We start from the raw sequence: 14,313 nt of genomic DNA, 5'->3' as shown, positions 1-14,313 counted from the left end.
ACATACACATTTGGCGGAACGCCCCGCCAACGAATGGGCACAGACTAGGCCTCTCCTCCCCGGAAAACATAAGGACCCGCTAACGGATAAAAACATGAGCCAACTTTTTTCGCCGCCCCCTCGCTTTTGCTAAAAACCATTTAAAAACAGCAAATTGAAATCAAGCCACACCGCCATCTTGATAAAACCTTGATATCCGGCCACCCCGCTTTTGCCCCTTGATAACCCCCTTATCTCGCCGTCTTGATATTTTTCCGGGGATAAACCCGGGATAACGGGCCTCGCATAGCGCCCCCTCCCCTTGCGGCCATCCGAAAGTCCCTCTGACCATCGCTCCAAGCGGCCGCTCACCCCTGTTCGCCCCTCCGCATCTCTCATCACCACGCCTGCTCAGAGGCAAACCTCAGCGGCAATACCCGATTCCCGGCGACCGGCACACTCACAATGGGATAGCGGCAGCGAGCAGTGCTCATAACGCAAAGCCGGACAAGCGCAAATGCGGCGAGCCAGTCAAACGCGGGTGACAATGAGCAGCGGGAGATAAATCCGGCTGAGCCAGACTGGCTATTCCCTTGGGCAGACAGACGGATTGACGCAGACAGAAACGACACAGGCCGCCCGAAGGCAGCCTGTGGATACGGCCGGCAACAGTGCCGACCGAGGGAAAACAAGCGCTTCGACGCTAGAAGAGCTTCACCTTGCTCTGGCCCAGGGCATTGAACAGGGCTGGGGTGAGGGTCTCCATATTGCTGTAGAAACCGAGCTGCTGGCAGAGCAGATAGGTCTGCTCGGTCGCCTCCATCAGGAAGGCCTGACTGTAGGCATCCCCCGCAGCCTCGGGGCGGCCATCCAGCTCCGCCAGCTTGCCCTGCAGTATGTAGTAGAGTACGGAGCGGCCACGACTCGCCGCCTGCGCCAGCAGCTGACTCGCCTGCTGCGGCTGGTTGTTGAGAATGGCTTGCAGGGTCAAGGCCTCCCACACCCGAGCGGGCACGACGACATCGCTTTGCACCACGCTGGCGAGATGAGTACCTATCCCCATCAGATGCTCACTCTCGGACTTGCCTGCCAGGGTTGCCAGCGCCTCCCCCGCCAGATAGCGCTCCGCCAGCAACAACGGCTGATCCGGCTGGACGAAAAGAGAGTTGTCGAGCAGCGCTATGCCACGCTTGAGAGCCACGGGATCCTGGCTGTTGATGTAGTACTGCGCCTCCATCATGGCCATCAGGGAAGCATCATCGGTTGGCCATCCCATGCCGGGCAAGACGTCCGGCTGATCGAGGGCCCGCAGCAGATCCTGACTGCTCGCCTGCAGCACAGCGTGTACCTTGTGACGGCTGAGCTGGTACTGATGGCTGAACAGCACCCGATTGGTATTGATGTTGCGATACTCCAGATCCAGATAGGTGCCCCGCGGCTGGCGGGAGACCCGCACGCTCAGCTCCTTGCCGGGCAGGATGCCCCCCATCAGATTGGTGGCGCCGTACTGAACACGCAGCGGGGTAACCGCAGCCACCTCCCCCATCAGGGCACGAGTGATGCCATCGGCGAGGCGCACATTCTCGTTGTTGTCATCCATGCCGGAGTGAAAGCGAAACACCAGCAAATTGGGATCCAGCATGGTGTGGACCTGGGGGCTGGCGTGCTGATAGCTGAGCATGCTGACGATGGCAACCAGGATGACGGCCACGAAGATATCGAAGCTCACCATCTTCCAGCGGCTGCGGGCATCCTTGGCGTGAGCCGAGATGCCGCGGGTCAGGGGCCCGGCGGGAAAGGGGGCAGCATTGGGCAGTGCATCGTCATCGTCGGCCGTGGCGGGCGGGCTCAGATCGGAGAGGGTCGGATTGACCGCTGGCACGGGCTGCTCGTCCGCCATCAGCAGCGAAACCACCTGCAGCGGCCGCACCGATGCCACCAGCTTGTAGCCGCGCTTGGGCACGGTAACGATATAGTCGGTCGCATCAAAGCGACCATCTTTGAGGATCTTGCGCAACTCGAAGATGGACTGGGTGACCACCTGATCGGTCACCTCGGCGCCGTCCCACACCTCCTTGATCAGGGCATCGCGGCCAAACACTGTGCCCGTATGGCAGGCCAGAAACCGCAACAGATTGACCAGTCTGGGTTCAAGGTAGACCTCGCGGTCGGGTCGACACAGCATGTTGTCGTCAACCCTCAGGGTCCAGTCGTGGATCTCAAAAACCGATTCGCTCATGATTCACTCGCTGCAGATGGAGACAATGCACAATGAGAGTGACGCAAACCTGGACTGACTGAACGGAACAAGGCGCTGCCAGTGCGAGGTGGCAGAAAAAGGGAACCGGAGCAGTAAACATCACTGTGAGTCAGTCTGGCCAGGCCATCCTGCGTACGTCTGAAGAGCATCCTTGCGGGCATTCCAATCGGGTCGATCGGAAGGGGGACACTTTAAGTAAAACGGGAGCGGGATCCCACTTTTATTGGCCATTAACCACAGCTGAATTGATCCAACACAGGGGTTTTCGGCAAACGGGGGGAAGACTGATATCCATATGAACAGCACTTTCCCCGCGCCCAAAAAAGAAGGCCCCGCATAAGCAGGGGCCTTTTGACGCCATTTATAGAAGCATACCGGGCTTAGCAGTAGCCGTAGCCCATCAGGCGCTGGTAGCGCTGCTCCAGCAGCTGATCGGTCTCGAGCGGACGCAGGGCATTCAGATCCTGCTTGAGGCGCTCTTTCAGACGCTGTGCCATCAGGGGCACATCGCGGTGGGCACCACCGAGCGGCTCTTCGACTATGGTGTCGATGAGCTTGAGCTCTTTCAGGCGCTGGGCCGTGATGCCCATGGCATCGGCGGCCACGGGAGCCTTGTCGGCGCTCTTCCACAGTATGGAGGCGCAGCCTTCCGGCGAGATGACGGAGTAGGTGGAGTACTGCAGCATGTTGACGCGATCACCCACGCCAATGGCCAGGGCGCCACCCGAGCCGCCTTCACCGATCACGGTGCAGACCACGGGCACGGTCAGACCGGCCATCACTTTCAGGTTGCGGGCGATGGCTTCAGACTGACCACGCTCCTCGGCACCCACGCCTGGGTAAGCACCCGGGGTGTCGATGAAGGTGATGATCGGCATCTTGAAGCGCTCGGCCATCTCCATCAGACGCAGGGCCTTGCGATACCCTTCCGGGCGCGGCATGCCGAAGTTGCGCTTGATCTTCTCCTTGGTTTCACGACCCTTCTGCTGACCAATCACCATCACGGGCTCGCCGTCGAGACGGGCGATACCGCCGACGATGGCCTTGTCATCGGCATAGGCGCGATCGCCAGCCAGCTCGTCGAAGTCGGTGAAGATGTGCTCGATATAATCGAGGGTGTAAGGACGCTGAGGATGACGCGCCATCTGGGATACCTGCCAGGCACCCAGATCGCCGAAGATCTTCTTGGTCAGCTCTTCGTTTTTCTTCTCCAGCCGGCGAATGTCTTCATTGAGATCGACAGCACTGTTGTGCTCACTCACATGACGGAGTTCATCAATCTGCGCCTGCAACTCGGCAATCGGCTGTTCAAAATCCAGAAAAAGACTCATAGGGCCTATAGATCCTCTAATCAAAAACCAATTCAACCCGCTCTCGTCCCAGCAGGACACGCAAGTCATCTATCAGTTGATCGGTGGGCGTCACCCGCCACTCGGTACCGAGCGTCAATCGCACCCGTGAGCCGGGGCGACGATAGTTTACCTGAACCGGACAGACTCCGGCACGGGCGGGTTCCAAAATCTCGCACAAACGCGGGAAAAAGCGATCATCAATCCGCTGTTCATCGAGGGAGATGCGGATTGCCCTGGCAAAACGCTCCCTCGCATCGTTGATATCCAGTAATTCACGGGCCGACATTTTAAGGCCACCGGAGAAGTCATCAAAGCTGACCTGTCCAGAAACCACCAAAATACGGTCTTTTTGCATCAATTCTTCATATTTTTCCAGCGCTTCACTGAACAGGGTCACATCCAGACGGCCGGATCTGTCGTCCAGGGTGAAGATCCCCATCTTGTTGCCACGCTTGGTCACCATGCTGCGGGCCGCGATCACCAGCCCCGCTGCCGTGGTAACCGTATCCCGGGAGGTGGGATGCAGATCGCACAGACGGCCGGACGTGTAGCGACGCAATTCGCCGCTGTACTGGTTGATGGGGTGGCCGGTCAGGTAAAGGCCGAGCGTCTCCCGCTCCCCTTCCAGCCACACCTTGTCAGGCCAGTGCGGCACGTTGGCGAACGCCTTCTTGACGTCGTCAATCTCCTGGGTCAAGACCCCGAACATGTCGACCTGACCCACGGCCTGTGCCTTGGCGTGCTGCTCGGCGGCACGCATCGCCTCTTCCAGGGTCGCCATCAGGGCGGCGCGGTGAGGACCGAGCCTGTCCATAGCGCCGGAGAGAATAAGCTTCTCCATCACCCGCTTGTTGATCTTCTTGATGTCGACCCGGTTGCAGAAGTCGAACAGATCGCGAAACGGGCCGTCCTGATCCCGAGCGCTGAGAATGGCGTCGATAGGGCCTTCCCCCACTCCCTTCACAGCCCCTATGCCGTAGACGATGTGGCCATCTTCGTTGACGCTGAACCGGTAGCGACCGGTATTCACATCCGGCGGTATGACGGTGAGCCCCATGCGCTGACATTCGTCCACCAGGGTCACTATCTTGTCGGTGTTGTCCATATCGGCGGTCATGACCGCCGCCATGAACTCGGCCGGGAAGTGGGTCTTGAGCCAGAGGGTCTGGTAGGAGACCAGCGCATAGGCGGCGGAGTGGGATTTGTTAAAGCCGTAGCCCGCAAACTTCTCCACCAGATCGAAGATCTTTACCGCCAGTTCGCCGTCGATGCCGTTCTTGACCGCCCCTTCCTCAAACCCGGATCGCTGCTTGGCCATCTCGGCCGGGTTTTTCTTGCCCATGGCCCGGCGCAGCATGTCCGCCCCACCCAGGGTGTAGCCCGCCAGCACCTGGGCTATCTGCATCACCTGCTCCTGATAGAGGATGATGCCGTAGGTGGGCTCCAGGATCGGTTTGAGACTCTCGTGTTGCCACTTCTCGTCCGGATAGGAGATCGCCTCCTTGCCGTGCTTTCGCTCGATGAAGTTGTCCACCATGCCCGACTGGAGCGGGCCCGGACGGAACAGGGCCACCAGGGCGATCATGTCTTCGAAACAGTCAGGCTGCAGCCGTTTGATGAGATCCTTCATGCCGCGGGATTCGAGCTGGAATACCGCAGTGGTCTCGAACCGCTGCAACAGGTCGAACGACTTCTTGTCGTGGATGGGGATGGCGGCGATGTCGACCGGCGGCTTGCCCTCTTTGGCAAGGCGCGGGTTTATCATGCCGAGCGCCCAGTCGATGATGGTCAGGGTACGCAGCCCCAGGAAGTCGAACTTCACCAGCCCGGCGTATTCCACATCGTTCTTGTCAAACTGGGTGACAGGGTGATTGCCGGAGTCGTCGCAGTAAAGCGGCGCAAAGTCGGTGATCTTGGTGGGCGCTATTACCACGCCACCTGCGTGTTTGCCGGCGTTGCGCACCACGCCTTCCAGCCGGCGCGCCATGTCGATGAGGTCTTTGACCTCCTCGTCCTGCTCATAAAGCTCGGGCAGCTTGGGCTCGGCCTCGAATGCCTTGGCCAGGGTCATGCCCGGATCCGGCGGTATCAGCTTGGAGATGCGATCGACGAAACCATAGGCATGGCCCAACACCCGGCCCACGTCCCGTACCACCGCCTTGGCCGCCATGCTGCCGAAGGTGATGATCTGGGACACCGCATCCCGGCCATACATGTCGGAGACGTGCTCGATCACCTCGTCCCGTCTGTCCATGCAGAAGTCGACGTCGAAGTCGGGCATGGATACCCGCTCCGGGTTCAGGAAGCGTTCGAACAGCAGGTCAAATTCCAGCGGGTCGAGGTCGGTGATCTTGAGCGCGTAAGCCACCAGTGAACCCGCCCCCGAGCCCCGGCCCGGGCCAACGGGGATGCCGTTGTCCTTGGACCACTGGATAAACTCCATCACTATGAGGAAGTAACCCGGGAAGCCCATCTGGTTGATGACTTTCAGCTCGATCTCGAGGCGCTCGTCATACTCGCCGCGCTTGACGGCGCGCACGGCCGGATCCGGGAACAGGAAGGCGAGACGCTCTTCCAGGCCCTCTTTGGATTTGGCCACCAGAAAGTCTTCGGTGGTCATGTCGCCGGTCGGGAAATTGGGCAGGAAGTATTCACCCAGACGCACAGTCACGTTGCAGCGCTTGGCGATCTCCACCGTGTTTTCCAGCGCTTCAGGGATGTCGGCAAACAGTTCGGCCATCTCCTCCTGGCTGCGCAGGTACTGCTGCGGGCTGTAACGGCGCGGGCGACGCTTGTCCATCAGGGTATAGCCATCGTGGATGGCAACCCGGATCTCGTGGGCGTCGAAATCCTCGGCGTTGAGGAACACCACCTCGTTGGTGGCCACCACCGGCAGCTCGAACTCGGTGGCAATGGCCACCGCCATGTGCAGGTAGACCTCTTCATCGGGTCGACCGGTACGCAGCAGCTCCAGATAGTAGGCGTCGGGAAAGTGGGTCTGGTAGAAGGCGAGACACGACTCCGTCATCTGCCGGTTGCCCTTGAGCAGGAACTTGCCCACGTCCCCCTCCCGTCCACCCGAGAGCACTATGACCCCCTTGGCGTGATCGGTGAGCCACTCCTTGTCGATGACGGGACGCCCCTGCACATGGCCACGCTGATAACCGCGGGAGATGAGCAGGGTAATGTTCTGGTAGCCGTCATTGTCCATGGCCAGCAGAGTGAGGCGGAACTGCTCGTCCCCCAGCTCACTGCTTTGCACCCAGAAGTCGGCCCCGACGATGGGCTTGATGCCCTTGCCGTGGGCGGCGCCATAGAAACGCACCAGACCGCACATGTTCATCTGGTCGGTCAGGGCCAGCGCCGGCATGTTGTTGGCCGCAGCGGCTCCGACGATAGGATTGATCTTCTGCAGACCATCGACCATGGAGAAATCGGAGTGGACGCGCAGGTGGATAAAACGGGGTTCAGCCATCGTCATACCCTCTCGTTGCTCAAACAGAAATGCATTGGCTATTCGATCCCAAGTGCATGGCGCACCGGCTTGAAACTCTTGCGATAAGCGGCCAAGGGCCCGCGCTCGGCCAGAATGGCGAGGTGCTCAGGGGTCGGATAGCCCTTGTGACGGGCGAAACCATATTCGGGATGACGGCTGTCCAGCTCGGTCATCTCCGCATCGCGAGTCACCTTGGCCAGAATCGAGGCGGCGCTGATGGCGGCCACCAGACTGTCGCCCTTGACCACGGCGCGCGCTTCCATCGGCAAGCTTGGACAACGGTTGCCGTCGATAAAGACCAGCTCAGGGGTGATGGACAAGCCCGCCACGGCGCGCTGCATCGCCAGCATGGTGGCATGCAGTATGTTGAGCTCGTCTATCTCTTCGGGACTGGCGCGGCCGATGGCCCAGGCCAGCGCCTTGGCCTTGATCTCGTCAAACAGCGCCAGACGCTTCTTCTCGGAAAGCTTCTTGGAATCAGCCAGCCCGGTGATCGGGTTGGCCGGATCCAGGATCACGGCGGCGGTGACCACATCACCCACCAGGGGGCCACGACCCACCTCGTCCACCCCGGCAACCAGCTTGTCTTCGGGAATATCGATCATCATCTTGCAGCCTTGAATCAAAACAGGCCCCGCAGGGCCTGACATGGGGTAGATGAGCGCAGCGCTATCGGCCACCCTGCCTGTTATCTGCCGAGCAGTTCGGCCACCGCATCCGCGGCCTGCACATCGGCGTTGCAGCGAATGCTCTGGTGCAGCCGGGTGAAGGTGGCGATGAGCTCACGGTTGTCGTGTTCCAGCAGCTTGCTGACTTCATCCACCAGATTGTCCGGGGTGCACTCGTGCTGAATAAGCTCGGGCACCAGCATCTGATCGGCCAGCAGATTGGGTAGCGACACATAGGCGGTCTTCACCAGCCGCTGAGCCAGCCAATAGCTGAATGGTTTGAGCTTGTAGCCCACCACCATGGGCTTTTTCACCAGCATGGCTTCCAGCGCAGCAGTACCGGAGGCAAGCAGCACGGCATCGGCAGCTATCATGGCTTCGCGACCCTGGCCTTCCAGCAACACCATGTCGAGATCCGGCGCCAGCTCGGCCTTGATGGCCATGAACTGCGCCCGTCGCGCCTCGTTGACCAGCGGCACGATAAAGCCGAGATCCGGATAACGTACCGTCAGCCGCTTGCAGGCCTCGAGAAATACCGGTGACATGAAGCCCACCTCGGCGGTGCGACTGCCGGGCAACACGGCCAGCCAGCGTCGGCCCGGGTCAATGCCCAGCGCCTGGCGCACGGCAGCCTGGTCCGGTTCGAGCGGGATCGCATCGGCCATGGTGTGACCCACGAACCGGCAGGGGGCAGCGAAGCGATCGTAGAAGGCTTTCTCGAACGGCAGGAAGGCGAGCACCATGTCGGTGGCGGCCTTGATCTTGTGAATGCGGTTCTGACGCCAGGCCCAGACAGAGGGACTGACATAGTGAACCGTCTTGATACCGGCGCGGCGCAGCTTCAGCTCCACCCCGATATTGAAATCCGGTGCATCCACCCCGACGAAGATGTCAGGCGGATTGGCAATGAAATGGCGCAGCAGTTCACGGCGAACCTTGAGGATGCGCGGCAGACGGCCCAGCACCTCTGTGATCCCCATGACGGAGAGCTCTTCCATCTCGAACAGGGCCTTGACGCCGAGGGCCTGCATGCGCGGCCCGGCGATCCCTTCAAACTGCGCATCCGGATAACGGCGCTGCAGCTCGCGCACCAGGCCAGCGGCCAGAATGTCGCCGGAGGTCTCTCCGGCGACGATACCGATGCGAACGGGATCAGGCACGGATGATCCCGCGCTCGTTGTCCTTGAGGAAATCCACGTAGAGCTGAACGGCCGGTTCGGTGGCCGCCATCTCGGTCAGCACGGGCAACACCTCTTCGACTGTCTTGCCGGAGCGGAAGATCTCTTTGTAGGCACGCTTGACGGCGGAGATGGCTTCAGCGCTGAAACCACGGCGACGCAGGCCTTCGGAGTTGACCCCGAACGGCTTGGCGTAATTGCCAGCAGCCATCACGTAGGGCGGCACATCCTTGTTCAGGGCGGCGCAGCCACCGATGAAGGCGTGGGAGCCAACGCGACCGAACTGGTGGATCGCGGAGAGACCACCGAAAATCACGAAGTCACCGATCACCACGTGGCCCGCCAGGGTCGCGTTGTTGGCGAAGATGCAGTTGTCACCGATGATGCAATCATGGGCAACGTGCACGTTGACCATGAAGAGGTTGCCGCTGCCCACCCTGGTCAGGGATTGATCCTGGATGGTGCCGCGGTGCACAGTGCAGTTCTCGCGAAAGACGTTGTTGTCGCCAATCTCGAGGAAGGTGCGCTCGCCGGCGTACTTCTTGTCCTGACAATCCTCACCGATGGAGGTGTGCTGGAAGATCTTGTTGCCACGGCCCAGTTTGGCCGGCCCCTTGATCACCACATGGGAACCTACCCAGGTGTTGTCGCCGATTTCCACCTCGGCACCGATGACGGAAAAGGGGCCGATTTCAACCCCTTTGCCAATCACCGCAGACTCATGGACGATGGCAGTATCGTGAATGATGGCAGTCTGGTCGATCACGTGTATTAAACCTCGCGTTTGGCGCACATCAGCTCGGCGGTACAAACCACTTCACCGTTGACCGTGGCCACACCGGTGAACTTGGCAATACCGCGACGCTCTTTCAGGAACTCCACGTCCAGCACCAGCTGATCGCCAGGGCCAACCGGACGCTTGAAACGAGCGTTGTCGATGGAGGCAAAGTAATAGAGTTCGTTGGGAGACGGCTTGCCCACCATGGTAAAGGCCAGGATACCGGTGGCCTGCGCCATGGCTTCCAGGATCAGTACGCCGGGAAACACAGGCTTGGCCGGGAAATGTCCCTGGAAGATCGGCTCGTTGAACGAGACGTTCTTGATGGCGCGCAGGGTTTTGCGCTCATCGCTGATCTCGTAATCGTCGACCCGATCCACCATCAGGAACGGATAACGGTGAGGCAGCAGATCCATGATTTCCTGGATGCCCAGGCTCTTCTTTTCAGTAGTCAAAACAGTACCCTATACCAATCGTGATTATTCTTGATCCAGCTTCTTCTCAAGCTTGCTCAACCGCTTGTGCATCTCTTCGATACGCATCACCCGGGCGGCGGTCTTGCGCCACTCTTTATTGGTTTGCAGAGGGATGCCGGAAGAGTAGACACCGGGCTCGGTAATGGGTCGCATCACCATGGCCATGCCGGTAACGGTGGCCTGATCGCAGATCTCCATGTGCCCGTTAAAGACGGAGGCGCCGCCAATGATACAGTATTTGCCGACCTTGAGACTACCAGCCATCACGGTGGAGCCTGCCACAGCGGTGCCGTAGCCGATCTCGACGTTGTGGGCGATTTGGCACTGGTTGTCGATGATGACGTTATCCGCGATGCGGGTATCTTCCAGCGCGCCGCGGTCTATGGTGGTGCAGGCACCAATCTCGACCCGGTTGCCGATAGTCACGCCACCGAGCTGGGGGATCTTGATCCACTCGCCACGCTCATTGGCATAACCGAACCCATCGGCCCCGATCACTGTGCCGGATTGAACCAGACAGTCGGAACCCATGGTGATGTTGTGATACAGGGTGACGTTGGCCCACAACCGGGAGCGCGCTCCCAGTCGGGTATTCTTGCCAACAAAACAGCCAGGGCCTATGCGTACGTCATCCCCCAGCACGACGCCGGATTCGATCACTGCATTGGCCCCGATGGCCACTCTCTCGCCCAGTTGCACGTCAGCCGCAATGACGGCGCTCGGATGGATATCCGTGGCCGGCTGCGGTGTGGTGTCCAGCAGTTGGGCTACCCGGGCAAACCCCACATAGGGGTCTTTGAGTACCAGGGCATTGGTGGGACAAAATGGCAGATCCGCTTCTGTAATGAGCACGGCCGAGGCCTTGCTCTGCTCCAGATAATGCCGGTACTTTTTATTGGACAGGAAGGTGATATCCCCCTCCCCGGCCTTTTCCAGTGTCGCTACCTTGCGGATTTCCAGGGTTCCGTCGCCATGGATCTCGGCCCCCAGTTGCTGGGCCAGCTGTGCGAGAGTGAATGCCATCAATTAGTTGCTCTTGCTTACCTGAGAAATAACCTGGGCAGAGATGTCCAGCTTGCTGGCGGCATAGGGCGCAGCATTGCGCTCAAGCACCAGATCATAGCCATTGCTCTTGGCGATGGAATCGATGGCAGCCTGTACCTTGGTCAGGATCTTGTTGCGCTCTTCGGACTGACGACGACCGTTGTCCTGCTCAAACGCTTGACGCTTCTGGTTGAACTCCATCTGCAGCTTGGCCAGTTTTTCCTGGTTCTGCTTCTTCTGATCGGCGCTCATGAAGGCTTCATCCTTCTTGAACTTCTCGACCAGTTTCTGACCGTCGGATTCCAGCTTCTGCAGTTCACGCATGCGCGGCTCGAATTCACCTTTCAGCTTCTTGGAAACAGCTTCACGCTGGGGCAGCTTTTGGAATACTTCGCCCATGTCGACCACGGCGATCTTGGTGTCAGCCAAGGCGGAGCCCATGCCGGCAGCCATCAGTGCAAAACTCAAACCAGCTACTTTCAACGCTTTATTCACACTAACTCCTTGTTCCCTCATGTGAGGGCAACCTGATTTACCTGATTATGCAAGTGGTACCCGGACCGACTTGTTACCTGGTGAGGCACGCAAGCTGCGCGTCCCATCATTGAATACCCCCACCGGCTGGGTGGGGGCGCGTCCGTCCTTAGAAGGTACGGCCGATATTGAACGAGAAGAACTCTGTCCTGTCCCCTTCGTACTCCTTGAGCGGACGGGCAATCGCGAACACCAGGGGGCCCATGGGGGAGAGCCATTGCAGCGACAGACCGGCCGAGGCACGATAGTTGGTCGGATCCGAATAGTCGGTCAGATAGTTGCAACCACTGAAACAGCGGTTTTGATACTGGGCATAGTCAAAGGTGGTATCCCACACTGAACCGGCATCGATGAAGAAGCTGGTACGAAGCTGGGGCTGATAGGTTTCGGACGCAAACGGCGTCGGTACTATCATCTCGAGGGAGGCCACTGCCAGGGCGTTGCCGCCCACCGAGCTGTCGGTACCCTGAATGACGTCGTTGCCGCTCAGGTTGTAGTAGTAGAGCGCCTTCGGACCTACCGTGTTGCTTTTGAAGCCACGCAGTGTGTCAAAACCACCGGCGAAGTAGTTCTCGAAGAACGGCAGGACGTGATCATAGCTGCCGTTGCTGCCGTAACCATTGCCGTAAGAGGCGCGAGCCTTGGCCATCAGCACCCACTTGTGATCCGCATCGAACGGGAAGTAGTGAGCATCTTCGGCGTTCAGCTTGAAGTACTGCAGATCCATGCCGGGCACTGTCACCTTGGCGTTCACACGCTGACGGTCACCGGCGGTCGGGAACATCCCCTTGTTGAGGGTTGAACGGGTCCAGCCGGCGGTGACGTCAACGGTGTTGAACGCCATGCGGTTGTCGCCATCCTTGTTCTTGCTGTACACCTTCCAGAACTCGTCCACCTGCAGATAGGGGTTGGGCTGGGACAGTTTGTTGTTCTCGAGCCCCAGGCTGAAGTCGAGACGGTTGTTCTCGTTGACCGGGAAACCACTGGAGAGGCGGAAGCCAATCGTGGTGTTCTCATAGTCGACTATGTTGGCATCGGCCGCACTGAACTGGTTGTAGTAGAGGCGCCCGCCCAGGCTGACACCGTCCACGGTGAAGTAAGGATCGTTGTAGCTGAGGTCGACGCTCTTGGAGTACTTGTTGGTACTGGCGGAGATACCGATCTTCTTGCCGGTACCCATGAAGTTGTCCTGCTGCAGGCCTGCCTGCAGGCTCAGGCCCGATTCGGTACCATAACCCACACCGGCGTTGATGGAGCCAGCTGGCTGCTCCTTGACCTTGAAGTCGAGATCAACCTGGTCATCGCTGCCCGGTACCCGCTTGGTGTCCACTTCCGCGGTTTCAAAGAAGCCGAGACGGTTGAGACGGGTCTTGGACTGCTCGACGCTGTCGGAGGAGAGCCAGGTGCCTTCCATCTGACGCATTTCGCGGCGCAGCACTTCGTCCTGGGTGGTGACGTTGCCGCTGAAGTTGATGTTGCGCACATAGACACGGGGACCCGGCTCTATGTTGACGATCAGCTCCACTTCCTTGGTTTCGTCGTTGACCTGGGGGAAGGTGACCACTTTCGGGTAGGCATAGCCGTAACGACCGAGGAACTTGGAGAGCACCTCTTCGGTGTGGGTTACCTGACTGGCGGAGTAGGTGCTGCCTGCCTCTATGGGGATCAGGCCCTTCATCTCGCCACCACGGTCGATCAAATCGCCCTTGAGCTGGACGCCGGAGACCTTGTACTGATCTCCTTCCTTGACGTTCAGGGTCACGTAGACACCCTTCTTGTCAGGTGTCATGGAGACCTGGGTCGACTCCTGGGCGAAGCGGATATAACCGCGGTCCATGTAGTAGGAGCGCAGGGTTTCGATGTCGCCGGCCAGTTTCTGTTTCTGGTAACGCTGGTCACCGGTGAAGTTCCACCAGGGCACATCGTCCTTGAGGGAGAGCTGGGCCAGCAGTTTCTCTTCCGGGAACACATTGTTGCCGACTATGTTGATCTGCTGGATCTTGGCCGCTTCCCCTTCCACGAAGGTGAACTTTAGGTCGACCCGGTTGCGCGGCAGCGGGGTGACGATGGCCTTGACCTTGGCGGAGTATTTGCCCACGCCGTAGTAGAAATCTTCCAGACCCTTCTCGAGGGAGCTCAGCACTGTACGATCCAGCGGATCACCCACCCGAATGCCGGAGGACTCCAGGCTCTGGGTCAGCTGCTCTTCCTTGATATCCTTGTTGCCTGAAAATTCGATGCTGGAGATGGTCGGCCGCTCTTTGACCGCCACTTGCAACACCTGGCCATCACGGTAAACCTTCACATCCTCGAAGTTACCGGAGGAGTAGAGCTTTTTGATGGCGTTGGCCAGGGTCACGGAATCGACGGTGTCGCCAACCCGGATCGGCAGGTTTAACAGGGCGGCCCCCAGCGTTACACGCTGCAAGCCGTCGACCTGGATATCTTGCACCACAAAAGAGGCAGGGGCCGCCTGGGCCAGGAAACTGGCACCCAGCAGGCAACTCAACACCAATGCTTTTTTAACAGCCATTTTGTTCTTGTGTGT

Annotated in this window: 10 protein-coding genes; all 10 read right to left on the bottom strand. The window is 59.4% G+C overall.

Translation table 11 applies throughout. The annotated features are described in order from the left end of the window. Window positions 1-682 precede the first annotated feature (682 nt). The 10 genes from cadC to bamA all read right to left on the bottom strand — a co-directional run bounded on the left by cadC (window position 683) and on the right by bamA (window position 14,298). Window positions 683-2,218: a lysine decarboxylation/transport transcriptional activator CadC gene (cadC, locus tag OKC28_RS07500; protein WP_270688501.1), complete on the bottom strand. Its 1,536-nt coding sequence runs from the start codon at window positions 2,216-2,218 to the stop codon at window positions 683-685. 401 nt (window positions 2,219-2,619) lie between these two features. Beyond that, complete coding sequence (gene accA / locus OKC28_RS07495) at window positions 2,620-3,570, bottom strand: acetyl-CoA carboxylase carboxyl transferase subunit alpha (protein WP_005312096.1); 951 nt, start codon at window positions 3,568-3,570, stop codon at window positions 2,620-2,622. Window positions 3,571-3,586: 16 nt separating this feature from the next. Next, the gene (gene dnaE / locus OKC28_RS07490; protein WP_021139728.1) at window positions 3,587-7,066 is read right to left on the bottom strand and encodes a DNA polymerase III subunit alpha; all 3,480 of its coding nucleotides are present in this window, start codon (window positions 7,064-7,066) and stop codon (window positions 3,587-3,589) included. A 38-nt stretch (window positions 7,067-7,104) separates the two neighbouring features. Continuing rightward, entirely contained in the window at window positions 7,105-7,695 is a 591-nt protein-coding gene (gene rnhB, locus OKC28_RS07485) for a ribonuclease HII (RefSeq protein ID WP_270688499.1), read from the bottom strand. An 80-nt stretch (window positions 7,696-7,775) separates the two neighbouring features. Beyond that, window positions 7,776-8,915, bottom strand: coding sequence for a lipid-A-disaccharide synthase (gene lpxB / locus OKC28_RS07480; protein WP_005312093.1), 1,140 nt, complete (start codon window positions 8,913-8,915; stop codon window positions 7,776-7,778). Continuing rightward, window positions 8,908-9,699 carry an acyl-ACP--UDP-N-acetylglucosamine O-acyltransferase gene (gene lpxA, locus OKC28_RS07475; protein ID WP_021139730.1) on the bottom strand — a complete coding sequence of 264 codons (792 nt, stop codon included), beginning with the start codon at window positions 9,697-9,699 and terminating at the stop codon, window positions 8,908-8,910. The genes lpxB and lpxA overlap by 8 nt, the downstream gene beginning before the upstream one ends. Before the next feature lie 5 nt (window positions 9,700-9,704). Continuing rightward, window positions 9,705-10,166 carry a 3-hydroxyacyl-ACP dehydratase FabZ gene (gene fabZ / locus OKC28_RS07470; RefSeq protein WP_005312091.1) on the bottom strand — a complete coding sequence of 154 codons (462 nt, stop codon included), beginning with the start codon at window positions 10,164-10,166 and terminating at the stop codon, window positions 9,705-9,707. Between the two features lie 24 nt (window positions 10,167-10,190). Next, a complete protein-coding gene (lpxD, locus tag OKC28_RS07465) occupies window positions 10,191-11,210 on the bottom strand; it encodes a UDP-3-O-(3-hydroxymyristoyl)glucosamine N-acyltransferase (RefSeq protein ID WP_042467152.1) in 1,020 nt (339 codons plus the stop codon). A gap of 3 nt (window positions 11,211-11,213) precedes the next feature. Further along, window positions 11,214-11,726, bottom strand: a complete 513-nt coding sequence (locus tag OKC28_RS07460; RefSeq protein WP_034523884.1) for an OmpH family outer membrane protein — start codon at window positions 11,724-11,726, stop codon at window positions 11,214-11,216. Window positions 11,727-11,874: 148 nt separating this feature from the next. Next, window positions 11,875-14,298 (bottom strand): outer membrane protein assembly factor BamA, encoded by a 2,424-nt coding sequence (gene bamA / locus OKC28_RS07455; protein WP_270688493.1) that lies wholly within the window; start codon window positions 14,296-14,298, stop codon window positions 11,875-11,877. Window positions 14,299-14,313 lie beyond the last annotated feature (15 nt).

It is taken from the genome of Aeromonas sp. D3 (genome assembly GCF_027705025.1).
GTDB lineage: Bacteria > Pseudomonadota > Gammaproteobacteria > Enterobacterales > Aeromonadaceae > Aeromonas > Aeromonas salmonicida.
The sequence above is the reverse complement of the archived record's forward strand: the minus strand, read 5'-3'. Positions and strand labels throughout refer to the sequence as shown.

What these genes read in the sequence shown, in the direction of transcription:
- cadC (WP_270688501.1), bottom strand. Translation starts at nt 2,218, where the DNA reads ATGAGCGAATCGGTTTTTGAGATCCACGACTGGACCCTGAGGGTTGAC.
- accA (WP_005312096.1), bottom strand. Translation starts at nt 3,570, where the DNA reads ATGAGTCTTTTTCTGGATTTTGAACAGCCGATTGCCGAGTTGCAGGCG.
- dnaE (WP_021139728.1), bottom strand. Translation starts at nt 7,066, where the DNA reads ATGGCTGAACCCCGTTTTATCCACCTGCGCGTCCACTCCGATTTCTCC.
- rnhB (WP_270688499.1), bottom strand. Translation starts at nt 7,695, where the DNA reads ATGATGATCGATATTCCCGAAGACAAGCTGGTTGCCGGGGTGGACGAG.
- lpxD (WP_042467152.1), bottom strand. Translation starts at nt 11,210, where the DNA reads ATGGCATTCACTCTCGCACAGCTGGCCCAGCAACTGGGGGCCGAGATC.
- bamA (WP_270688493.1), bottom strand. Translation starts at nt 14,298, where the DNA reads ATGGCTGTTAAAAAAGCATTGGTGTTGAGTTGCCTGCTGGGTGCCAGT.